Genomic DNA, 25,082 nt, shown 5'->3' with positions numbered 1-25,082 from the left:
ACTTTAGTTTTAACCTACGTAGATAGGATAATCTTCTCTCCAACCTTTTTTGATCTCGTATAACCTCAAAATGTTGGTAGCAAATAGTTGCTTTTCAGACGTGGTATTTTGAAAGTCGTTCCAACGTCGACTATAAGGCAGATCTTTCACATCTGGATTCTTGGCTAGGCCTAGTATCCAATAGCCTTTGCTGAAATTACAGTCTTCTTTAATCAACGATAGTTCTGTCACAAAGAAACCTGTGGAAGGAGTTTCATGCGTCAATATAGATTCGTTGTTGGTATTTTTACTTGGGGTTTGAAACACTCTCAACATATGTCGGCAAAGGTACGAGAAACCAATAATTGACGTACCATGCGTTATATAGGAACCCTTCATATCCCGAGATTTTTTTTGCCAATCATCGTTGAATACAATTTTAACTGCATCCCAAAAGTTCATGATTATCTTCACAAACTTAGCCTTGGTTGATTCATCGAGTTCTTGATAAACGCGCACACCAATAACTTGCAAAAGTTGGCGTTCTACGTTGGTTATAAACTCAGTTATTGAAGACTCCGCAATAATCCCATCTTTGTTACCATTAGACTTGATAAGGTCTTTTAGTGGAGAAGATTCATGTCTATATCCCAACTCTTCGCAAACGGATAGAGGGAAAGCTTTCGCGGCTAATGCAGGTGGTTTATAGATATCATCGTACAGTGCTAACGCATTTAGTTGAACCGATGTTAGTGGTTTACCTAAGTTGAGAATTAGAAACTGTTGGATGTAATCATTGTCATCTTCAGAGATAAAGATCGAAACCGGAAGAGGGTAACTTTCATGGTGACTGTTTTTTACACCACCAGAACGCTGCTGCCCATCCACGATAGCACCAGGCAACTCGCTTGATGGTTTCTCTGGATCATAGGGTACATGCAGGTGACCGAACTCCGAGCCTTCAAATATCGGCTCAAATTTAACAGACTGATCAAACCCGATAACTAGGTTAGCAAGGATTGTTGAGTTCTTGGACTCAACATAATCAGTAATTGACTCAATATGTTTTGGTAATTCGTTTCGTTGATAGCCATTAATAAATTCACCTTCACGAGTTATGTGAACAATTTTTGCTACGTCACGTACTTTTTTTCCTTCAACCCAACCAGTATAAACAGTGACACCATTTACCACTTCTTGAATTACTTTAATCTTTAATATTTCTGACATGGTTGTTTACTTCAGTGTTGACTGTAACGAGCTAATAACTCGATCTTTATGTTTCGTCACAATGGCTAAATTGTGGATACCGCGGCGTCGGTTCGACTGATTAGCACGAAAGATAATGTTCATTAGTCCTCCTTCGCATATTCCACAACCACATTGTCGCCAAGCTCTTTGGTTCAAAAAGTCGCGATACTTGGATTCATTTCGCGCTAATGGACCTTCTTTTGATGGAGTGAGCTTAGAGGGTAAATAGCTTTCATTACTCACCTTCTCGTAAGCAATAAGAGCTTTGAAAGTGCCCTCTAGATCCATACCCGTTTCGTCAAAACGCTGGAGTTTCTTAAGGCAATCTTTCTCGAGGCGCTTTACACATTCGTTGACTGAAAGAGCAGTGTTCGATAAATCGATATCAAACTCATTGTTTTCTGACATGTTTGATATGTGTTGACGGAGTTCGTCGCGATGCTTCTCTATATGCTTTTGAACGTTATCATGATCACACTGTCTAGCTCTAATCATTAGTGATTCTTGGTACTTTGGTTCTTCAGAATCTAATGTGTAGTACTTCCCGCCTTTTAGGCCTTGCATCATAGGAGACGTGCTATCCGCACTAGTTACTCCCGCTTTTACATATGCAGGTATGTTTTCGAAGCGGCAAATCCCTAGCAAATGGAACTCCGTATCCGGTTCTCTTATGTCTTTTAAGCTCTCGAGCAGGTCTAATAACTCATCAGTTTTTGATTTAATCATACCGCCAATAGTTATTTTTCTATAACCAATCTCTTGCAGTTCTTTAACTGAACGAATAAAAGACGCCTTATCGTAGCCATGGGCTACACCATAAGCTTCAAATCGATAATTTTTAGCCTTTTCATAGAACTCTTTTGCATTTTTTAACGTTATGTCGATGCGACGTTCGCTTTCAGCGATTAATTCATGCAGATCACATTTAGATGCCGCAGCGTCCTTGGCTTCTTCATTTTTGAAGTATGGAAATACAATATGATCGAGAGATATTCCATAGTCGAATCTACCTCTGTCATAGAACTCAATGAGTTCATCAACAGTAAATGGAGGTTCATCTTCATTGTGGTAGTCAAAAGCACCACAATCTCCCATTAACTTGACGTTGGCATATTTAGGTTTGTTTAAGCGCAAAAATTCACGGGCACCTAAGAAGTAAAAATCTTCGGTAAGTTCCTGTTCATAGTATTTACCGCGCTTTTGCATTGTGCCAACACCGGCTAACGAAACTAGCATTCCGTCATACGGCATTTCATGTAAGATTTCATGGGGGTAACTGTCATCATCATATGCACGATGATACTTAGTACGACTGTTATCTCTTCCATCGAAGTTTGGGTCGACAAAATCTTTGTTGTCAGGGAAGTAAAAGCGAAACTTAGTCACGATAAACCTTTCTGTGATTTGATTCTTTTATAAAGAGTTGCGAAGCGCTTGTCTTGGCAAGCGTGCCCATCAGTTTTGTACTGCTTGAAAGCAGAGTTGATAGAAGGAGGGGCTTTGCCTTGTTTAAAAAGTTTGTCTTCTATGTACGAAATTATGAACTCATCGCTACGCTTAGTTCGTTTCTCTATAGTATTTGAACGGACTAAAGAAAATTCTTTATTGAGACCGCGAATAGTAGCATTGAAGTCAGGTTTTGTAAGTTCTAATTTTTCTACAAATAGGTGGGTTGCGATAGCGGTAATGTTTCTATCAGTAAGACTCAAACCAACACTAGCGCTTGGTGCGTATTTTAGCACATTACGTGAGCACTGAACAAAGCATTGACCGAACTGTTGTAGTTTTTTTGGTATGGATGTAGAAATTATCGCGATTCTATTTCTAGCATCCATAAAGCGTTCTAGAGTATTCAATAAATCATACTCTATGGCACCTAAATAGGCATTACTAACCGCTAATATGTAAAAATCTTGTTGGTTTTCTTCGAACACGTCTTCAAGTGATCGACCTGGTAACTTCGAATGAGTTACGGATGACCACCACTCATGATTTGGTCTAGGAACGTGGTTTATATTTGAAGCAAAAGTAGCGTTATAACTAGGAAGTCTTTCTGTCCCACTAATCAAACCATATCCAGCGGATAGAATGTCTAAGGCTAAGTTATCTCGATGAGCGAGTTGCTTTAATTTTGAGTAGGCTTGCCCAACATAGAGGTCTTGGGCTAAGACTCTTTCATCACTCTCTGATTTTTCAAAGATGTGTTCCCATTGTCTCAGTGCGTAATCAAGATCATTATTGTTGTATTGGCACATATCCATAGTCGGATGTGTCGATTGACTCTTCCTCGCGGTGCAAGGAACGAGTAAATGAATTTTTGTCATTTATCCTCCAACTCAAAGCAAACAGTTTTCATTAAGGCTTCAAATCAAGCACGGGTAGTCTAGCTGAATCGCATAACTTCGTATATGCTTATCTTACATGGAGGTGGTAATGAAGTTTTTTTTCCCAGATAGCCAGGATTTCGTAGACCCTCACTTTGATTTTGCAACAGAGAAAAAATCTTCGTTGAGAGTTCGTCAAAGAGATGACGTCTATGCTCATCAATTGTTTGCAAAGAAGCCATATGATGGATTATTAATTTCGAAGGCGGTTGTTGAAGGTGTACCTGGTCACTCAAACAAGACCAGATATTCTGAAGGGCAAAGATATCGGTTCTTTAGGGAGGGTGCCCATCGCTTTTTTAGACTAGATAAGCGTTTTACCATTATGGGAGATAGTGGCGCGTTTACTTATGTAAATGAAGAAAGACCTCCATATACCAACAATGAACTCATTGAGTTTTATGAAAAAGCTGGAGTTAATATCGGTGTATCGTTAGATCACATTGTTTTTGGTTATCAAGATAAAAGGAACAAAAGTCGTACACCTTTGCAAAGTGATCGAGAGTTTCGATTAGAGATAACGTTAGATAACGCCGAATATCTCATCAAGCGCAAGGACGAATATAACTTCATACCGTATGGCGTTGCTCATGGGTGGGATAAAAAATCTTATTTGTCATCGATTCTTTCACTTCAAAAAATGGGCTACCAATATATAACGATTGGGGGAGTGATTAGTTTAAAAACAGAACAAATATGTGGCCTACTAGAAGATGCTCTTAGGGTGTCGAACTCTAATGTTCAGTTCCACTTACTGGGGGTTGGGCGAACTGACATTGCACAGAGATTTGTGGGTAGTCGACTAATTAGCATGGATAGCACGACTCCGCTCAAAAAATCCTTTATGAATAGCAGTAAAAACTATCAGATAAACGGTTCAAATTATTGCGCAATACGTATTCCTCAATCTTATGGGAATTTAAAATTGAGGAAAGGAGTGTCGAGTGGGGAAATTTCTCAAAAAGATCTAAAACTAAAGGAAAGTTTAGCCTTAAATGCAATTAGAAACTATGCAGAAGGCAATAGCAATGTTGATGAGACCCTAGAGCACTTATTTAATTATGAAGACCTTGTGTCAAATAAGAGGGGAACTCTTTTTGACAAATACAAAAAAACGTTACTAGATAAACCTTGGGAAACTTGCTCTTGTGAAATATGTAAAGATATAGGCGTTGAAGTGATTATATATAGAGGTTCAGAAAGAAATAAAAGACGAGGTTTTCATAATTTACTTGATTTCTACTCTGAGTTTAAAAGGATAGAAACTAATGAATAAGTTAGCGCTAGAGGTAAATCAAAGTAAAAGCGTAAGAGTGTTTGTATTGAGCATGAATATTCTAGAAATAGAGAGTATATGTACTATTTCTAGAATATTTAGAGATGATAACAACTTACTTAATGGGTATCAGCGTTCAGAAATTAAAAATCATGTGGATAATATAGCAAATTACATATCTAGTAACGATTCTATTGTACCTAATTCGATTATCATCGGTCTTAAGTCATCTGTTCGAGTGAGACAGATGGAAGGTAACCTATCAGAACTGAGTTTTCCTAATGATAACCAAGTAGGTGTACTTGTAGATGGTCAGCAAAGGGTAGCTGCTTTAAAACTATCAGGAAAGGAAGATTATTATTTTTCTGTGACGGTATTTATTAACGACTGTACGAACTTTGAAAGGCAACAGTTCTTGTTAATAAACTCTGCGAAACCATTGTCTAGAAGTTTGATCTATGAATTGCTTCCACATGCTAGTGGTGAGTTTAGTGAAGAACTTATGAAGAAAAAGCAACCATCAATGATCACTCAAATTCTCAACTTTGATAAGCAATCACCATTGTATGGATTGATCAAGTTGACGACAAATCCTTCAGGTATCATTGCGGATAATTCTTTGATGAAGTTGATAGATAATAGCTTAAGAGAGGGGGCTTTATATGAATATAGAAACAAAAATAATGGTTTGATTGAAGATGTAAATAGAGTTGATGCTGTTGCTTTACTTTATTCATATTTTAGATCTGTAAAAGAAGTCTTTGATGATGACTGGGGTAAAAAGCCAAAGTACTCTAGATTATTTCATGGGGTTGGAATAATATCGTTAGGTCAATTATTTGATGAAATATACTACTCGTATAAAGCAAATAAGGTTAGTGAGAATTTCTTTGAGTATTCAGTGTCCAAATTATTTATGATCAAACCTTACTGTCATTGGAGTAGTGGTAGTTGGTTTTTTGGCAATGATATTGATGGGGAACCCATAACTAGGAAATGGAATCAACTTCAAAACCTATCGCAGGATATATCAATGGTTACCAAGTATCTTTTGAAAGTATATGATAGCCAAGAAAGAGGAGTAGAAATTGTTAAAAATTAATGAGCTTTTTGAGACGATACAAGGTGAAGGTTTCTACACGGGAGTACCCTCGATTTTTTTACGCCTACAAGGTTGCCCGGTAGGGTGTGCTTGGTGCGATACAAAGCATACGTGGGAAGTAGATCCAAACAAGAGTATAGAATTTAGTTCTGTAGTGAATAAAAAAGAAGAAAGCGACTACTGGAGCGAATATTCTGAACAAGAGTTGGTTGATTATTTGTTGAATAACTATTCGGCAAAGCATGTAGTGATCACAGGTGGAGAACCCTGTATCTATGACCTACAAGCTTTAACAGAAAGCTTGCAAAATCAGGGTTATAGTTGTCAGATAGAGACTAGCGGTACTTTCGAAATCTCTGCCACGGAGGAGACATGGGTAACCTTGTCTCCAAAAGTTGATATGCGTGGTGGGCTGAAGATCTCCTCGCAAGCTATGACCAGAGCGAATGAACTTAAACATCCGGTAGGTACAGACAAGGATATCGACAATTTAAAAGCGCTACTTAGCAGTTTTGATGTTAGAGAAAATGTGATCGTTTCCTTGCAACCGATCAGTCAGAAAAAAAGAGCAACTGAATTATGTATTCAGACTTGTATTGACAACAACTGGAGATTGTCGATACAAACACATAAGTATTTGGATATTGCATAGGGACAATTATGAAAACAAAAGCAGTCGTAGTTTTTAGTGGCGGACAAGATTCGACAACATGCCTTATACAAGCATTAGAGCGTTTTGATGAGGTTCATGCTATTACCTTTGATTATGGCCAACGCCACAAAGCTGAGATTGAAGTTGCAAAGTCCATAGCGAAGGAATTAGATGTTGTCAGCCATAAAGTTTTAGATGTTGGACTGTTGAATGACCTTGCAATTAGTTCATTGACGCGTGATGACATCAAGGTGTCACACGAACTTCAAGAAAATGGCCTTCCTAATTCATTTGTACCTGGTCGCAACATCCTGTTTTTAACGCTTGCGGGGATTTATGCATATCAAGTCGGGGCTAAGACTTTAATAACAGGAGTTTGTGAAACCGACTTCTCTGGTTATCCAGATTGCAGAAATGACTTTATCAAGGCGATGAATGATTCCTTGTGTAAAGGAATGGATTATGAACTAGAAATACAAACGCCACTCATGTGGTTGAATAAAGCGGAAACATGGGCCCTCGCAGACGCATACGATTCGCTAGATTTTGTATCTACAAAAACCCTTACTTGTTACAACGGCGTTATTGGAGAAGGGTGTGGTGATTGCCCATCATGTTTGTTGAGGAGTACTGGTCTAAGTGACTATAGAGGTGATCAGTCAGGGTATCAGTCTCAAATTAAGCAAAAAGGTGCAATATAGAAATGAGCGAAATTAGTCATGAGGCATACTTAGTGAAACAGGCTTTGCTTGAGCACGGACTTGAAACACCGATGTCAGATAATGTACTTCCTCAAGCAGAAAAACACCGAGTTATACAAGATGCCACATCACGAATCCTTGAAGCTTTATCATTAGATTTAACTGACGATAGCTTACAAGAGACTCCAAACCGGATTGCGAAAATGTTTGTAGAAGAGATATTTTCAGGTTTGGACTACGCTAACTTTCCCAAGATTACGACGATTGAAAACAAGATGTATGTTGATGAGGAGATAATTGTCAAAGACATCTCCTTCACTAGCACTTGTGAGCATCATTTGGTCGTATTTGATGGTGTGGCTACGGTAGGGTATATACCAAAAGATAAAGTGATTGGCTTGTCAAAGATCAACCGACTTGTAGGCTTTTTTGCTCAACGCCCACAGGTACAGGAAAGGCTTACGGCTCAAATATTCCTTGCTATGCAAACGTTGCTAGGAGTCGATGATGTTTATGTTAAGTTAGAGGCAACACATTATTGCGTGAAAAGCCGTGGTGTAAAAGATTCGACCAGCAGTACCACTACAGTCAAAACAGGCGGTCAGTTCAAGAGAGTTCATTTTTAAGCGCATAAGTTCTATTCAGGGTTAACATCAGTCTTAACCCTGAACCACTCCCACCTAAACTTCAAACTAACCCGTTGAGTAATTGGTTTACACTACTATAAAGAAACTATCTTCGACCATTTTTGAGAATTAAGGTTATTCCGAGCTATGAACTTGTGGTCAATATATAATTGGCGACAGTTTTTGTCTTATTAGTTAGTACTATCTGTGCTTGCATTGAATGAGAGCACAGGTTGAACCTTTGCTGTTTTATATGTCTAAATCAATTCTGATATTCCTCTTCTATTTGTCATTATATGCGTATCAAATACGCTAAGCGGTGGCGCTAAGTGGTAAGATAAAAAGAGTGATGCAGGTTAAACTATTGAACGTAAATCTTGTATCAATTCAGAAAAAATTGATTACCGGATATTGTTCAAGTTTTTCAGTTAGTTAATGTCGTATTTTAGTTTTTACGAATGCGGTTCTGTTTGTTTTATATGGTTGAGTAACTTATGTCATCTGTTCGAGTGGGTTCACTAGTTAAAAGTAGTAGTGCTTTTACCGGGATTGGTAAAATAATGTCGATAAACAAAGAAACCTTATCGGCAGAAGTAGGTTTTTTTGCTTCTCCTATCAAACCTTTGGCGAACAGCGTTAATGTTCCTGCGGCAGAACTCATAGCTGTTACCTCTTTAGGGTTGAACACCGAAGTCTTTGTTCAGTTCCCAGGAACAAATTCTTGGAAAATGGGCTATTACCAAGGAGAAAGACCTGGAGACCAAGCATTGGTTGTTTTTTCAAGGAACATGAAAGATGCCTATGATTTTTCTGAATTATATGTACCTAATGCTTATCCAAATGAACAATTTGATGCAGAAGAATTTTTGAAAGGCCAGGGAGTCTCGTCACCGTTTCTATGTAACTTACTATCTGACTTTTATTCAGAATATTACGCTCAGCGTCGTTCTTGTCGCTCAATTTCGGCATTGCTTTCAAGTTCTGTAGAGTTGGAAAAGCATCAGTTGGCAGCGGTTTACGAAGTACTTAAAGATACTGAAAAAAAATATCTACTTTGCGATGAAGTTGGCCTTGGGAAGACTATTGAAGCTGGATTTATCATTCGCCAACATGTGCTCGAAAAGGGTCGAGAATCAAAAGTATTGGTTTTAGTGCCAGACTCTCTTACTAAGCAATGGGAACAAGAATTATCTGACCGCTTCCATCTAGGCGCACTATTAAACACGGATGAAGATAACGATGAACCAAATGTCGATATCCTCTCGTTTAGCCAAGCTCTGACATATGAGCATGCACCTACTATGGTTGTGATCGATGAAGCACACCACATCTCAAGCTATCCATTCAATGAGAACTGGATGGATAGCGAACTATTTAGTGCTATTTCAGCACTGACAAATCAATCGGAAATAACCCTGTTATTGACGGGTACCCCTATGGAGGGTCACCGTTCAGCGTACCTTGCGCTGCTTCATTTACTCAACGCTGAGAACTTTCCACTGACGGATAGGACTATAGAGTTGTTTAACAAACTGCTTCCCATTCAGGACAGAGTCCGAGAGTTAAGCCGTATTTTCGTGCCAGAAAATGAAGATTACCTTCTTTACACGTCATTGAATGACTTGCTGAGTTTAGACATCGACGATCCTACTATGGAGGAATTAGTTCAGGCACTACTGCCTCAGGTCAATATGTTCGCAATGGACAAAGATCCAGAGACTCGTGAGTCTTTGATTCAGCAGTTATCGGAATACCTTAACAACAAGTATCTTTTTGACTACAGAATGATTCGCACCTCTAGAGCTACAGGGTTGGTTAAAAATGAGGTTTGTCAGATCGAAAACCTATTCCCAGGTCTAAACCCAGTTCAAGTTGTAACTTGGGACGCGCCAAAAGATGAAGCTTATCTTGATGAACACTTCGAGCAGTTTCGTTCAGAGATGATAACTGGTGACGATTTCAATCAACTGAACTTAGATCAGTTTAAGCGAATGGTTGAGGCACTGCTAACCAGCCCAATTAGTTTTGCATCAACTATCGAGACTCATCTAAAAGAAATTTCAATCGACAGTGCTGAGGCTTCCCATTGGCAACACATGCTGGAGCAAGTTGAAAGCGAGCAATTTACCAAAAACCATGCGTTGAGCGAAGCATTGTCCACATGGCTAGTTTCAAAACCTGAAGGTAAAGCAGTTGTCTTTTGTGGCGACCGTCTGACGGCAGATAATGTATATCAGTTTCTATCTGACAAGTTAGATGTTGCTATTGAACGCCATCAGCAAGGCGTAACTCCTGAGTTTAACTCGGATGAACTTACTCGAGTGTTGATATGTGACGAAAGAGGAGAAGATGGACTTAACCTCCAAGGGAAGAATCGACTGGCAATACATTACAGCATGCCAATGGCTATCAGTCGTATTGAGCAGCGCAATGGTCGCTTAAACCGTTACAGTGCATTGTCGACTGGTGTAAACCCTATCGACACTATGATTCTCTCGACTGCGAGAAGTTCCTTCTATAGTAAGTGGATTCAATCTTTGATGGGAGGAGTTGGTTGCTTTTCTAATTACAGGGCAAATATTCAAGACGAGATTGATGAGTTACTAGAGAAAGAGATCTGGCCTGCTGTCTTGCAAGAAGGCTATTTGGCACTAGAAGAAGCTGAAGAGAAACTTAGAGATAAAACTCAAAGGACTTATAACCATTTAGATATCATAGCGAAACTTGCAACAGTCGATATTGATGCAGAAGAGGCAGAAAAGCTACTGGCACAAATGCGTGAGGACGACGAAGTATTTGAAGAGTCATCTGCGCTCATTAATTGGATCAAAGAGGGAATGCTGTTCAAACGTCGTCAGGGCGAAAGCAACGATCTGTATCGTTTTAAGTATTCATCAGGCTCAACAAAAATGCGTTCTTCGACGTTGATCGATAAATGTATTGTGGGATTAGATATCGAGGCATCAGATTATATATCTCCTGTAACTCAGGAACTGTCTCTATCTAGGGTCAATAGTGTGAAGAATGGAAGTTATCCACTCCGATTTGGTCAGCCTTTTGTCGACGCTATTGCTGACGTTTCTCGACAGTCCACGCTAGGGAACTGTAGTGCAGTCATTCGAAAGATCCCGATTAAGCAGGAACCTACACTATTTTTTATACCCCAGTGGCTGGTGGAAGGTGAGGCTGATTCTGCATCTGAGCAAATCACTGTAGATGCACTACATCCACCTGTCGTGTTTCAAAACGTATTTGGAGAAATTGGTGAGCCTACTCCACTAAATATGGCGACACTAGTAAGTGCTGCGTACAGCTCCAAGAGTGCGCAAGTGGAAATTAGTGGAAACAAGGTCCCTTACCAAGATACCAACATTACTATCCAAGCTGATAACTGCAATACGGATGTATGGCAGTTGATTGAACCTCTAGTTAGTAAAGACCGATTTAATAGTGCATTAGAACTTACCCTTGAGAAGAGTCGTGCACTTGCTGTTGAGCAATTCGAGCAACAAAGTGAAATTACGAGCGTAGTACCTAAAGCTAGGTTACTGACAGTGAAGTATGTATTGTTAATTGGTGCCTAGTTATGAAATTTTCTGAATTTTATCCAAATCATATGCTAGAGAAACTCAAATCAGAGGCTGAGTTTTTCTATGACTCTCAATTTAAGAGTCGGTTCCTGCAAGCACTTGATTCTCCGGAGTTAACGCTTACTGAGTTCTGGTATTTGACCAAAGACCTGTTGTCTACAGAGAAAGATCTAGATAGTGCGCGCTTGAGGTTGGGTAAAAGGCCGACTCAAGATGAGTTTACTTCTGGGGTTAGCGCAGGCTTAACGTTTGATCCAATCTCTGATTCAGTAGTTTTGCAGACGGGTGCTGTCGGTGAGTACGTCGAACCTGTCTACAAACAGGTTGTTAAGCGTTATTCTGAGCAACCGTTGCATGACCCTATATTGGCTAAACTTAACTTGCCGTTTAATACGTACACAACTGTAGCACAGCGAGAGGCTGTTCGTTTGACTCTAGCATCGAAGCCCGATGCTACGGTAATAGTGAACCTACCAACGGGTTGCGGAAAAACGCTAGTCACGGAAACGCTCACCGGTTTCAGTCGTGCGGATGAATTAACGGTAGTGGTAATTCCTACCACAGCCTTGGCTCTGGATCAGGCTAAACGCATGAAAGCGTCTATTTCTAGAATGGGTTATGAACCCTGTGCGGAATATGCTTGGCGAGGAGAACTCAGCCAAGATGTAAAAGCACAGATTAAGTCGGATATATTGTCTGGAAAGCAACGAGTGTTGTTTGTTTCACCTGAATCTATGGTAAGTGGTATTCTTCCTACTTTATTCAAAGCAGCTGAATCTAAAATATTAAAGAATGTAGTATTTGATGAAGCCCATCTTATTGACACTTGGGGCGATGACTTTAGACCTGAATTCCAGAAACTTGGTGCACTACTCGAATCCTTAAAAAACAAGGGCGGTTGTTTTAGGAAAGTTTTTCTTTCGGCCACATTCACTGATCAGTCTTTAATCACCATTCGTTCATTGTTCGGTGATGCCCAAACTAAACCTACTCTGATCAATGGTGCCTTCTTACGTCCGGAACCGATCTGCGTAAAGCAGATGGTTTTATTTGACGACTATATTCCAGCGGTAGTAGAAAAGGCACTTAGTTCGCCAAAACCTTTAATAGTGTACGCGCCCACCAAGCAAGAATGCTCTGATATCTATCAGCAACTTTCGTCAAAAGGCGTGAATAGACTTCGATTGTTTACTGGTGATACAGGAGACACTCAACGCTCGGATATAATCGCAAAATGGGATGCTAATGCCCTAGATATCATAGTCGCTACGACAGCTTTTGGCGTTGGTATGGATAAAGGCGATGTAAGAACGATACTGCATGCTGGGCTTAGTCAGAATATTGATGGGTACTATCAAGAAATAGGCCGAAGTGGTCGTGACGGGAAGGCTTCCTACTGTGAAGTGATTTATCACCGTGGCCAACTTATCAATCGTAGTCGTAGTAACACCATAGGTATCGAACTTGGATTTGAACGTTGGAATTCAATGTGGAAACAACGCTTTGAGGTCGGTGATAATTTATTTGAGATAAAGGTAAACACTCAAGCGAGTCATATAGAGAGGAACTCAGACGCTAATGCAACATGGAACTGGAAAACTCTACTGTTGATGCAAAGAGCAGGCTTGGTTCGTTTATCTTACCCTGATGCTTCTCTAGTCCCTGATAGTGAAGAGTGTTGGGTTAACTTCTGGTCTGATTTTACCAATAAAGTTGTCGTAGAAGTGCTCCATGATAGACACGTAATCAAGTCTACATGGGAAGAACAGGTCAACGCTCATCGAGTTCAAGAAAACAGAGTGCTCAATAAACGTGGTGAGTTATTGCTGGAGTGGGTAACTGATAAAAAGAATCTAGGAGAAGTCCTGCAAGAAAGCTTTAAGTTGGACAACTTCATGCCATTGAAAGTATGTGGCAGGACAGATGTTATAAACGGGAGGGCAACAAGCAAGACTCTAGTTGGTGATGTTTTCACAGTTTCACAACCTACCGATAATCAAAACAACCTTTATCAGTTTTATTTTGAACCAGCACCGAACTCTGTTGAAAGCTTAATAACTATATTTAAACATAAAGTAAACAACGGTGAAGTTACCACACTTGTCTGTAGTGAGATTTTTTTACAGCAGGCAAAACCTTATCTAGATAATTTCACTAATAAGGTATGGTTTCATGTGCCGTTTAGTGCTTATGATGAAAGCGACAAGGTGTTGTATGAGTACCGTAAATTTATCGTACAGGATGAAACGACCATAGACTCAAAATTAAAAATGCCCCTCACATTTATGGAAAAATTTCCCAATTATTTTTTTGGGAACTCCGAATTAAGAGACCCGCTATACAACCACAGAAAATGGTGGGAGTCGAGCAATAACATTAAGAATGTAACTACTTTGGCGAATTCATAATTATGGCAATTATTAACAACGCACACCCAGGCAGTCATATACCTACACTGCAACTAATCGATGAACTACTGAACAACATAAAGTCAAAAAACAGTGAAGCAACAATACCTGAATCAAAATTATTGGGCTCTGCAATGCCAGAGGCTCTTTATTTGAAAGAGGATTCTGAAGGTGAGTTTAATCTCAATCAAAATGCTCAGAAGAAAATGCGGGAATCTCTGTCTTTCTGGGGGAAATACGGTTTATGGGAGGTCTCTGTTTCTGAGAAAGAAAAGACATATTCCGCAGTTAACCCTCTATGCAACTCATCAAATCTACCTAAAAGAATTATAGATATTATCTCTGAACAATACATTAAAGATGGTGAGTTGATTATTCCATTGAATGATTACTTTAAAGATGATGCCTTATCTAAAGATTTTTCGTTGTTTGTGTTGTCTATGTGTTTTTTCCTATATCAAGAAGATCTAACTTTTGGAAAGAATACGCCATTTACTGTTCTTGAAGCGTATGAGTTGATGGTTAGTAGTGTCATTCCGGATGCCGCTAAAATTACATACAACAAAAGTAACGAAGGTCTTGGAGTTATTAACTTTGGTTGTCTGCTGGGTTTATTGGAAGCTATTGGCAATGAAACTGTTGTGCCTGATCCTACAAGGTTTATACAGTGGCACTTGAGCAATATTTTTGAATCCACAACTGAAATGTCTCTTCAAGAACTTCTTGATGAATTAAACAGTATTTTGCCCATCTTCGATACCGGAGCATATCAAGTTGAACTTCCACAGTACCTCAACACCAAGAGACCTGAACTAGTATCACGCAGTGGGAACGTTCGCCTATCTTCGTCAATGAGCCTCGCTCTTTTTCGTTTGGAGTCTATGAACGTTCTTCGTTTGGAAGCGCGTTCGGATAGTAGCAGGCGTTTTGAGCTGACATTACCTAAGACAACAATCACGGAAGTGACTCACATTAGATTTAACAAGGTACAGCACAAATGAGCATACAAGCATACTGGCCTAGTCTCGAAAATATTGAAAATTGCATCCTGAGTGAAGCAGAGCGATTGAGTGACAAATTGCTTCTTTCAGTACACCACCCAATGAAATTAGTAGCGATTCCCTACAGTACAAATGAGCCAGTTGTAAAAAGTCAGCAGGATTTGTTAGGTCATTTGTTATCGAACCACAATATAATCCCCCTTATTGGGGAGTCAGGTAGCGGTAAGTCTCACTTGATTCGTTGGTTACATGCTGTGGCTAACCACCACCCAAAAGCAAAGAAAGAGCAATGGCATATCATTCGAATACCAAAGAACGCAAGTTTGTCCCAAGTTCTAGAAATAATACTTCGTGGTTTAGAAGGTGACATCTTTGACAATGCGCGTGAGCAAATTGGGAAAGTTGCCAATTCATTAGATCATGAAACCACTACAAATCTAATGTTCGCGCATGTCGTAGAGGCTTTTCGAGAAGTACCTACTAGGTTGCAAAAACAGCATCAAGCGCTTCAATCTGAAGGGAAGATGACGAAAGATAAAGCGGATGAGTTTATGGCAGAAATGTCATTTGCTGGTGAGCTTCAGCATTTTTTTGATGATCCCCATATAAAAGCAAGCTTTTCTGGTAAAGATTCAGCTGTGAGGAGTCGAGTTTCACGATTGATTGAAATCAGAAGTTATGCAGAGCTTTTAGAAGATAATTTTCAAGTTGTTGCTGAAGACTTTAAGTTTGCCAGTGGAGAAGAAATTTCTACTCAGTTGGGGGCAAGAGCGCGAAGAGCTTACGCAAATCTCCAATTAGAATCCGATGCGGCAAAACGCCAAATGGCTGCAGATATGACTAACAAAGCCATTGAGCGGGCTTGTAAGTTAATGTTCAATCGTCTCTTTCAGTTTAGCACTGGTAACTTTCAAGATTTGTTTAAAGAGATTCGAAAATACCTATTAAAACAAAATAGAACTCTAGTGGTTCTAGTTGAAGATTTAGCAGCGATTTCATCTATTGATGATGTACTGATAGAAAGTCTTCTAGAGCAGGATAAAGACGACGGGGTTCAGGTACTTTGTCCTATGAAATCTGTAATTGCCACTACAGACGACCTTAATAGTTATCAAAGCCACAGAAACACAATTTGGACACGTACTAGTCTTGAGTGGCATCTTCCAACTGATGCCTATGTTGATAACTTCCCTGAGCTCAAGTTTTCGACGGAGGACGTTGTTGATTTTTGTGCCCGTTATATCAATGCCGCTCGTCACGGTATTCAGGATATTGAGACATTAATTGATGTTAAGGATACCGAGACTGGATTGTCAACATGGAATATTGAGCTTGAAGAATGGGAACAGGAGACGTTAGATGATTTTGGTTATTCAAATGTATCAAGTTCGTCAGGCAGTTCTGGAAAAACTGGAATCCCACTATTCCCATATAACAAGCAGGCGATAGCAAAACTGACACAAAAACACGTTTTCAGCGGCAATCACACTCGATTTAACCCTCGCGTTGTTATTCAGGAAGTATTATTAGCGATTCTTCGTGATCACCGAGTAAGTTATTCTAAAAACGCTTACCCTAGTGATTGGTTTGAAGGACAACTGAGTGAATTCCGTAATGATGATACCGCGTTGCTAATTGCCCACAAAATTGACGATCAAAAGAAGGCACGACGCCTAATTGGTTTCATGTCTCTGTATTCTGATGCTGAGACTAGTGCAGATTGTTTCAAGCAAGTATCTAAGAGACAGGCTCTAGCCTTTGGTTTAGAAACTTCATTGTTACCCAAAGAGATCTCTTTGAAAGCGACTGGGCGAGTGATTGTCGCGGATGGTCCTGTTAGGCCTACCCCTAATCCACCTGGTGGGCCGAACCCACAACCACCTTCAGTTCCAAAAGGAAAACCTGATGATCCTAACTCACCTTCTGAAGAAGTAGTTACATGGGTGAATAAATGGTTTTCCGGAGAGTCGGTACTGGGGCAAATACCAAGTAATATTTTGAGATTGGCACTTTATCAGATGCTTGAACAACAAAAGGGGTTTACTGAATATCCGTTAAATTCAAATAATGTTTGGGGCAAAGGTAAAGAAAGCTTAATTCAAGCAACTCTAAAACAAAATAAACTGACATTGATTGAACTACCAGGCTCACGCACGAATCCTGAACGGTGCAAAGTTAAAGCATTTGCTGACAAAGAATTATCAAATACTATGGATTCTTTGGTTCTAAAAAAGCAGATGACAGCGATCTTGCGGTTTGCAACCTTAAATAAGATAGATAAAAACGATAAAAATATAGTTAGGGTTGGTTGGTCATACGCACAAGGACTAGAGGACTACGCATTGTATATGCAATTTGCTCAGAAATGGGTACCAATTGCTATGGCAAGATGCGTGGAACTGGCGAAGCAAACGGCCCATAATCCATTGAGTGAGCATGTCGCATTGGCAGTTAGCATGGGTTTCGATGTATCAGGTATCGACAAATCACTAAATCAATTGGTTAAAACGTCAACTCAGATTAAAAGTGAACTGCCTTCAGCAATCAATCCACAACATAAAGCAGTGTTCGACAAGTGGCTTTTAGACTGGGATGAGTTGCGAACTAGATGGTTAAAAACCATGCTAATCGGTACAAACAACGCCGTGCACCCAATTACTTTCTCTAGCGCGTTCCGAAAAAGAGATAAAGTGGTTAGATCTACGAGGGAATTAGAGCCGGTAATTCGCGAGGTGAAGAATACTAGTGCTTCATTAAAAGAATATTTGGAAGGTTCAGAGACAAAAGAAGAACTGCTGGAACTGTTGGAGTTATTGACCAACACTTATAAAAATATCCCAGCAGAGATGAGGCCGGATTATGACGTGAGCATAAATACAGTTCGTTCAAGAATAAAACAGTTGAGTGAAATAGTCACTTCGCATACTCCCAAGTCTGTAATCGCTTTGAACCAAACCCAAGACGATCCTATTAAGTTACTGAATAAAATCAGCGGAGATGAATTGGAGCTTTGGGTCAAAGTGCTCAATGACTGGAAAGAAATATCTCCAAAGGTAAATAAAAATATCAGAGAATTTAATGATAAGAATGGGGTTAACCAAATAGAGACCTATAAAAAAGTTATAAATAATCGTCTCTTGAGCGTAGAAGAATCTATACAGAAATTGGGGGCAGCACATGAGTCTTAAAAGCCAAATAGTAGATTTGAACAAGCAAATCGATTACTACCACAACAGTGCAAACATGGAAGACCAGATGAATGCACTCAAGACTATCTCAACACGTATCGCTAATCCAATCGGTAGAATCGAGGAAGAGGCTAAAAAACTACAATGTCTGAAATTGATTGATACAGTAGATCTATATTGTGAGGACGGAGATGTTGCGCTAGAGATTGCTAGAGAACGGTATCTTGCGTTCAAGAACTTGTGGGAAACCATTGAAGACAAAAGCTTGAATGATGAAGAAAACTCTCTTTATGAAATGACTCAAGCAATTAGTAGCACGGCTAACTTATTCGCTGAAAATCATCAGAATATTTGGCAAGAATGGATAGATGAGCAAAATGACTTAGCTAATGTAAATGATGTCATTCTGGATCAGCAAAAGACTGTACATCGAAATATTGCTCTTTACGATAAATATGTAAAAGCGAAGAGAGAGTTTGACCGTCAGTTGGAAAACTTCAACTTTGACCAAGGGCAACTTTTAAGAATTAAAAATTTCGCTAGGGATTGTGCGGACTTTAAATCTCAGATGAATACAGAAGCATTGCCAGAGTCTGTTAAGAGGTTTTTCGATAAGTTGAACACAACGGGTGTTGATGCTCCATTGTCTTTGCTGACGCCTGAAGTTCTTAATTGGCTCTCAGAAAACGACAAACTTGAGACTTTAGTGGTTAAGCAAAAATAATGATGACAATCGATAAAGAAAAGTTAATTGCAGCTTTAGATAAGATCGAAAACAAAGAATCAGAATTATTGGTTTGGGGTGATGTTGAAGTATTCTCTAGTCGAAGTGAGATCGAAGACACTCTAAGGGAAGCCGGAATTTTTGACTATGATATTGTTGATTATTTCAATGCCTTAGTTGAACGTCGTTATATCTTTGATATTGGAAATAGTTGCTATCGTACTCGAATGGCCGAGACTGTTCGTTTGCAAGTGTTGTCTCGTCAATGGTTTTCCAAGCAAGGGGTGGAAGATGCCAAACCGTTAATATCTGACTTTCGTTTTTTGAAGAGGCCTAGGCAATACCCGAAGCGAGACAATCCAGCTCAAGATTTAGTAACTAGGTGGGGGGAAAATAAACTATTCCGTTCTCCAAGTGAAAAAACTATTTTGAGTGAACTACTTCGAAACGGAGATGACTGGTTCCAACTATCGGGTTTTCAGGTGCGCTCTACGGAGCGCATTCTGAAACAATATGAGCAGCATAGGAAAAAAGCAGCCTTTAATGCGAGTGCTACGATAGTCTGTGCTGGTACGGGTAGTGGTAAAACTCTTTCTTTCTATTTACCTGCGATGACAAAGCTTGCTGCAGACCTTCTCGAGGATGACAGCGAGAGAGTACGAATTCTAGCGATATACCCGCGTAAAGAACTTCTTAAGGATCAGTTTTCTGAAACTTATCAAGAGGCTCGCAAGCTCGATAAGTTTTTGGGTTCGCAAAGTAAAAGAAAAATCACCATAGGTACATTCTACGGCGATACCTTTTCTGAAGGATATGCCAAGGACGGAAGTATTTTCGAACCTATGGTGTGCCCTGAAGAGGGTTGCGGTGGCGCTCTGAAATTTAATGCTACTTCGAAACAAACAGTCTGCGCGAACTGCAAAACTACCCTTTCACCACAAGAAGTTTTGACAACTCGAGAAAGTGCTAAGCGCACCCCGCCTGATATCTTGTTTACGACGACAGAGATGTTGAACCAACGTATCAGTGATGAGGGATTTAATCATCTTTTCGGGGTAAATACGGGCAATACCGCAATCCCACTAGTGCTTCTGGATGAGGTCCATACCTATGAGGGTAGCACTGGTGCACAAACCTCATATCTATTAAAGCGATGGATGAAGTTTAGTGGCATCAAACCACATTTCGTTGGTTTATCCGCAACACTTGCTGACGCCAAAAATTTCTTTGCAGACCTGACCGGAACTAAGCCTCAATACACAGAATTGGTCGAGTCATTCGAACGAGAACTCGAAGAGGAGGGAGCAGAATATCTTCTTGCTCTCCGTGGTGATCCAGCATCTCAGACAGGTTTGCTCTCGGCAACTATCCAGGCCACCATGCTTGGAAGTCGTATGCTGGATACTCATGTAGGCCCAAAAAAGAATATCTCTCAGAACGTTTTCGGTCAAAAAGCCTTTGTATTCACTGATGATCTTGATGTAATCAATCGTCTCTATAACGATTATTTGGACGCGGAAGGAAAGCAAGACTACTTTGGAATATTACGTCCAAGTACGCGAAATGAACATCCGCTGGCTTATCTGCGTTCTCCAAACAACCTGAATATAGACTTAGCACTAAAACGAGAATTAGGTCAAGACTGGTCAACCGCGGAAAGCATTGGCCACAACCTTGAACAAGCCAACGTTGTGGAACGTACCTCCAGTCAGGATAGTGGTGTTGACCAATCAGCAAATGTGGTTGTAGCGACAGCTTCCCTGGAAGTTGGTTACAATGACCCGACAGTAGGGGCTGTCATCCAGCACAAAGCGCCACGTAATGTCGCGTCATATCTACAAAGAAAAGGCCGTGCAGGTCGTCGTCGAGGAATGAGGCCTTGGATGTATACGATTTTGTCTGATTTCGGGCGAGATCGAATAGCGTTCCAGCAGTATGAGCAACTGATCGATCCAAAGGTCAATACAACTAAACTGCCGACGGAAAATTCTCATATACACAAAATGCATGCCGCATTGGCAACTCTTGAGTGGTTGGTCAAAACATATAAACTGAGGTGGTTGAACGTCTGGACAGTGCTTAAAGATCCACAAAAATACTCGTCTAAACTCCTCAAATTACAACATGCAGTTTCAGATCTACTTCGTAATCAGACTCGCTTGAGTCAACTCAAAAGTCACCTAAAATCAACTCTTGATCTCAATGATGAGCAGATAAGTGTGGTTATGTGGGCTCCCCCACGTTCAATTATGATGTCTTTTTTACCCGAACTCGAGCAGAACTTGAAGTATAGTTGGGGCGCTCGCGGCCATAATTGGTTGGGTTTGGGAGACTCAAATTCTGGACCAATGCCAAAGTACATTTCGGCGCAACTTTTCTCAGAGCTAAATACTCAAGGGTTGTCCATAATACTGGATCGTTCTACGCAAAAACAGGCAGAGTTCAAACGAGAAGAAATGGCATTCTTTCAAGCTCTAAAGGAGTTTGCTCCAGGACGCATGTCAAAGCGATATACAGTAAAAGCCAGAAACGTACCTGATTGGTTGGTTCCTATCGGGTTTGAACCAACAGCAGGTATGCGAGGTGATATTGGCTTCGATATCGAAGAGGCTTTTGGTGATATAAGTAAACAAGTACTGCAAGATCATGTTGAAATTAACGGCGAACAAGTTCCGGTCTACCAACCAAGGTTTGTTAAAACCCAACGCTCTTTTAGTAAGGAACTGACGAATAAAAGTGGCAGTGTTTTACAATGGGACTTCTCGATTCGAGAGCCGCAATCAACGAACTTGACTAGAATACCGCAAAATAGCGAATGGTTTGAGGTACTTAAGTCTATCGACTTCTTTACTCATGAACATTCAAAGCCGATAGAGTTAGTAAGGTTTTGTACTGGAGCAAAAGCGAGTATTCCATTTGCTTCCGGCAATGATCAGGCAAACGTGAACTTCATTTGGCAGCAAAACAACTCTCAAGCGACTATTGGTACTAAGTTATGGGTGGATAGTGTCAAGTTCAGATTTGATTTTTCAAAACAAAAGATCTTGAGTTTGCTTAACTATGAAAATAATCGAAAGGCTCTTTATTATCAGTATCTTCAGCATATATTTGTTAATGCAGAGGAATACGAGCACGAATATTTTCTCGCGGGGTGGATATTTGAATGTGTAATGTCTGCTTTATTTGCTGTATGCCAACTTCAGCAGCGAGCATTGCATGAATCGTTTGAACACCTTTTCACTTCGGAAGGCAAACAACTGTTGAACGAGGTGGTAAATGGAATGTTCCAACGTAGAAGCACAGAATCCGGCGATGAAGAGCAAGATCTCCATCGCAGTCTAACCAGTTATTTTGAAGATGATAATAATCTGATGGTGGTTAGGAATGCGCTTGATCTAGACCCTGAATACCATCTTTCTGAAACGTATTTTGAGTGGGCGAAAAATTTACTTGGTCAAACTTTGTGTGGTGGTCTCAATGCTATGTTCTTAAACCTTATTTCTGATGTTTCCGAACAATCATTTAACCTAGATCATCAATGGGACGAAGATACTCTAAATATATGGCTAAATGAAAATGAAATTGGTGGTATTGGCTATATCACAAAATTTAGAGATGCGTACAAAGAGGATCCATTACGTACTCTCGGTTATCTCAGTCATGCTTTCGAAACAGGCGAATATGAACAGGTTAACTTCGATCTACAGCATTTTCTTATCTCAGTGAGTGAAAACCAAGAGTTGAAGTCAGGACTGGAAGATGTTCGCTCAGCGACTAGTCTGCAATCTCGTTCACAGGCAACGAAGTTACTGAAGCAACAGATATCTCGGATGGGCATTTTGCCAACTCATGCTTGGAATAGTGTGCTTTATTCCCGAATTTTAAAAACAGGAGCAAGTGCGATCACTGATCAACGACTTGTGGTTCTTCTTAATGAGTGGAACAACTGTGAAGATCGTATCGGTATTGAAATACCTTTGCACATGATGTCGTACCTTTCTGCAAGGAACAATAGTGGTAGTTTCACTGATATCTATCGGGATAAAAACCGAATTCAGTCGCAGTTATGGCAACGCGGGGCCAGTATTCGAGAGCAAGAATTAGGTTTTTATAATCAGTTCAGTTCGGACAAGACCAAGACGGAACGACTCTTGTTATCCCAAATCATTAGAGCCAAGGAGGTCTTGGTTGACTATCAGGTGCAGGGTGATTGGAGAGAAAAACTTTCTGCAGAGTTGAAGTCATCCGGTAAGTGTATTCTAGTCTTTAATGGCTCAGACAGAGCTGACATCAAATCTGTAATGAGTGAACTTAATTTGAGTATGCTTGAATATAACAAGATGTTGTTTTATCCGCGGATAACTAAAGTAAAATCACGTTTATCTGCGATAGAGGTTACTGTTCAAGTGAGGGATGTTCTTCAATGAGAATCCAAATAGAGCGTTCTATTGAAACGAAAGAGGCAATAGGGCGAGCTCACGTCAAGGACTTGCTTGGCTCTTTGCTAATTGCCGAGAGCCTTAATCCAGGAGAAATCTACATATTGAGTCCTTGGATCTCTGATTTCCCTGTTTTAGATAATACGACCGGCAATTTTGATACGGTTAATCCCTCCTGGGGCCACAGAAGCGTGAGTTTTTTTGAGTTGTTACAAAACTGCGTTGAATCGGGGGCTACATTAAAACTAGCAATTAGGGAGAATCGGGACAAAATTTATCAGTTGGAGCAAGCACTAAAAAACTATCCGACTCAATTTATCGTTGTGGAACTCAAAGATCTTCATGAAAAAGGACTATTGACTGAATGTGCTTTAATCCGAGGTTCGATGAACTTCACTTATTTTGGGGCTTCAATTAATTATGAAGGTATTACTTACACCACCAATGCAGCGGCGATAGCAGAGAAGAAAAATACCTACAACGACCTTTATTTTACTGAAGTTGAATCAGAATCAGTTGAGGAGGATGATGATGACTGGATATTCTAGCAGCATTATATCTTCATTTTTTAGTGGAAAAAATAGGATAACTAAGCAAAGCAAATGGAATGGGAAGGTTGAACTAGCATCACAGCAGTTAGAGACAAGCAACCGAATAAAGTATTTCCTAGGTTATCCCCAAGGGTCCACGCCCACTTTTTATATCATGTGTGATTCTGAAGAGTTAACGGAGCACACTAAAGACTGGTTGAACTGTTCTCTACCAAGAGTTTTTTGCCAATATGCTAAACCATGTAAGAGCGTAGAGTTTGACTTCGAAAGTGGGTTACTTAATCACTGGCCTCATGGCTTTCTTAAGGTAGTTATTTGGAATCAATCTCAGACCGATTTTGATAGTGATGAGTACCGCAGATTCATTCCTACTGCAGTGAATCAAATTCAAGAAGCTTTGGATGAAATGATTGCGCGATTTAATATGGCGCCCAATATTGATCTTCGCACCTCGACACCAATAGGGGTGCTTATCAAAGATTTTATCAAAGCATATGAATCAAATGATCATAAATCAATGAGAACTAATTTTGAATTGATTCAAAAAAGTGAAGATCTTGATAGGAGAAACAAAGACACACTAAAGTTTATGATTTTAGAAAAAGAAGAAAAATGGAATGAAATCATAGATTTAAGTCGTTCTAGAAATATATCAGCTCAGGTAGTATCTAGTGGAGTGATTGTTTCAGTGATGAAAGCGGTAATACTTAAGTCGTGTGATGACGCGAAAGCGTTAGACACTTTTGAATTTGATTGGCCTGCTTTAGTAGATCTTAGTACTGAGCTTCTACCACTGCTCCTAAAATCACCGGACTTTACCTCTGAGCAAGACTGGAAATGCTGGGCATTACTGTCTCATTCTCAAAATGTTAAAGACTGGAGTAAGATTTCAGAGGCGCATATCGAAGGAAGTTGGATTTCCGCACTATTAGGGCAAGACATTAGCGTCAGTGCAAGAAGTGTCGTGATTGAAGATAAACTAGATGTTGATAATTTAGAGTACAACGAAAGTACATTATCAAGCGTTCTCAATTACTCGCAAAGTTGCCTTGATTCTGAGGCATTGAAGTTAATGGAGTGGCTTGAAAATGCTCCATTCAATTTAAAAATGAGCACTAAATCTAATGCCGCTCTGAGGCATCAGTGGTCTCAATTGGAGTCGATTGCTTCGACACATTTCTCTCAATATTTAGATTAAATTGTAGGTGAG

At 39.9% G+C, this 25,082-nt stretch carries 16 protein-coding genes; 13 read left to right on the top strand and 3 right to left on the bottom strand.

Features of this window, described 5'->3' with window-relative positions:
- Nucleotides 1–9 precede the first annotated feature (9 nt).
- Genes OCU35_RS17205 through OCU35_RS17195 form a run of 3 tightly spaced genes read right to left on the bottom strand, consistent with a single transcriptional unit; the run spans nt 10 to nt 3,554 of the window.
- A complete protein-coding gene (locus OCU35_RS17205; RefSeq protein WP_261826056.1) occupies nt 10–1,209 on the bottom strand; it encodes a DGQHR domain-containing protein in 1,200 nt (399 codons plus the stop codon).
- Between the two features lie 6 nt (nt 1,210–1,215).
- On the bottom strand, nt 1,216–2,616 hold the full coding sequence (gene dpdA, locus OCU35_RS17200; protein ID WP_261826055.1) for a tRNA-guanine transglycosylase DpdA: 1,401 nt from the start codon (nt 2,614–2,616) through the stop codon (nt 1,216–1,218).
- Entirely contained in the window at nt 2,613–3,554 is a 942-nt protein-coding gene (locus tag OCU35_RS17195) for a DUF6884 domain-containing protein (RefSeq protein ID WP_261826054.1), read from the bottom strand. The genes dpdA (OCU35_RS17200) and OCU35_RS17195 overlap by 4 nt, the downstream gene beginning before the upstream one ends.
- A gap of 109 nt (nt 3,555–3,663) precedes the next feature.
- Between OCU35_RS17195 and dpdA (OCU35_RS17190) the strand changes: the two genes are divergently transcribed.
- The 13 genes from dpdA (OCU35_RS17190) to OCU35_RS17130 all read left to right on the top strand — a co-directional run bounded on the left by dpdA (OCU35_RS17190) (nt 3,664) and on the right by OCU35_RS17130 (nt 25,070).
- Nucleotides 3,664–4,890: a tRNA-guanine transglycosylase DpdA gene (gene dpdA / locus OCU35_RS17190; RefSeq protein ID WP_261826053.1), complete on the top strand. Its 1,227-nt coding sequence runs from the start codon at nt 3,664–3,666 to the stop codon at nt 4,888–4,890.
- The gene (dbpB, locus tag OCU35_RS17185; RefSeq protein WP_261826052.1) at nt 4,883–5,992 is read left to right on the top strand and encodes a DGQHR domain-containing protein DpdB; all 1,110 of its coding nucleotides are present in this window, start codon (nt 4,883–4,885) and stop codon (nt 5,990–5,992) included. The genes dpdA (OCU35_RS17190) and dbpB overlap by 8 nt, the downstream gene beginning before the upstream one ends.
- The gene (gene queE / locus OCU35_RS17180) at nt 5,979–6,644 is read left to right on the top strand and encodes a 7-carboxy-7-deazaguanine synthase QueE (protein ID WP_261826051.1); all 666 of its coding nucleotides are present in this window, start codon (nt 5,979–5,981) and stop codon (nt 6,642–6,644) included. Before dbpB ends, queE begins: the two co-directional genes overlap by 14 nt.
- 8 nt (nt 6,645–6,652) lie before the next feature.
- The gene (gene queC, locus OCU35_RS17175) at nt 6,653–7,345 is read left to right on the top strand and encodes a 7-cyano-7-deazaguanine synthase QueC (protein ID WP_261826050.1); all 693 of its coding nucleotides are present in this window, start codon (nt 6,653–6,655) and stop codon (nt 7,343–7,345) included.
- Nucleotides 7,346–7,347: 2 nt separating this feature from the next.
- Nucleotides 7,348–7,971, top strand: a complete 624-nt coding sequence (folE, locus tag OCU35_RS17170; RefSeq protein ID WP_261826049.1) for a GTP cyclohydrolase I FolE — start codon at nt 7,348–7,350, stop codon at nt 7,969–7,971.
- A gap of 560 nt (nt 7,972–8,531) precedes the next feature.
- Nucleotides 8,532–11,555, top strand: a complete 3,024-nt coding sequence (gene dpdE / locus OCU35_RS17165) for a protein DpdE (RefSeq protein ID WP_261826048.1) — start codon at nt 8,532–8,534, stop codon at nt 11,553–11,555.
- Nucleotides 11,556–11,557: 2 nt separating this feature from the next.
- A complete protein-coding gene (gene dpdF / locus OCU35_RS17160; RefSeq protein ID WP_261826047.1) occupies nt 11,558–13,969 on the top strand; it encodes a protein DpdF in 2,412 nt (803 codons plus the stop codon).
- 2 nt (nt 13,970–13,971) lie between these two features.
- Nucleotides 13,972–14,970 (top strand): protein DpdG, encoded by a 999-nt coding sequence (gene dpdG, locus OCU35_RS17155; protein ID WP_261826046.1) that lies wholly within the window; start codon nt 13,972–13,974, stop codon nt 14,968–14,970.
- The gene (gene dpdH, locus OCU35_RS17150) at nt 14,967–18,158 is read left to right on the top strand and encodes a protein DpdH (RefSeq protein ID WP_261826045.1); all 3,192 of its coding nucleotides are present in this window, start codon (nt 14,967–14,969) and stop codon (nt 18,156–18,158) included. Before dpdG ends, dpdH begins: the two co-directional genes overlap by 4 nt.
- On the top strand, nt 18,148–18,882 hold the full coding sequence (gene dpdI, locus OCU35_RS17145; RefSeq protein ID WP_261826044.1) for a protein DpdI: 735 nt from the start codon (nt 18,148–18,150) through the stop codon (nt 18,880–18,882). Before dpdH ends, dpdI begins: the two co-directional genes overlap by 11 nt.
- Nucleotides 18,882–23,309 (top strand): protein DpdJ, encoded by a 4,428-nt coding sequence (gene dpdJ, locus OCU35_RS17140; protein ID WP_261826043.1) that lies wholly within the window; start codon nt 18,882–18,884, stop codon nt 23,307–23,309. The genes dpdI and dpdJ overlap by 1 nt, the downstream gene beginning before the upstream one ends.
- The gene (dpdK, locus tag OCU35_RS17135; RefSeq protein WP_261826042.1) at nt 23,306–23,869 is read left to right on the top strand and encodes a phospholipase D-like domain-containing protein DpdK; all 564 of its coding nucleotides are present in this window, start codon (nt 23,306–23,308) and stop codon (nt 23,867–23,869) included. Before dpdJ ends, dpdK begins: the two co-directional genes overlap by 4 nt.
- A complete protein-coding gene (locus OCU35_RS17130; RefSeq protein WP_261826041.1) occupies nt 23,847–25,070 on the top strand; it encodes a hypothetical protein in 1,224 nt (407 codons plus the stop codon). The genes dpdK and OCU35_RS17130 overlap by 23 nt, the downstream gene beginning before the upstream one ends.
- The last annotated feature ends 12 nt before the right edge of the window (nt 25,071–25,082 follow it).

This window comes from Vibrio breoganii (assembly GCF_024346795.1).
Taxonomy (GTDB): Bacteria; Pseudomonadota; Gammaproteobacteria; order Enterobacterales; family Vibrionaceae; genus Vibrio; species Vibrio breoganii.
This window is presented reverse-complemented; position numbering and strand designations above follow the sequence as displayed.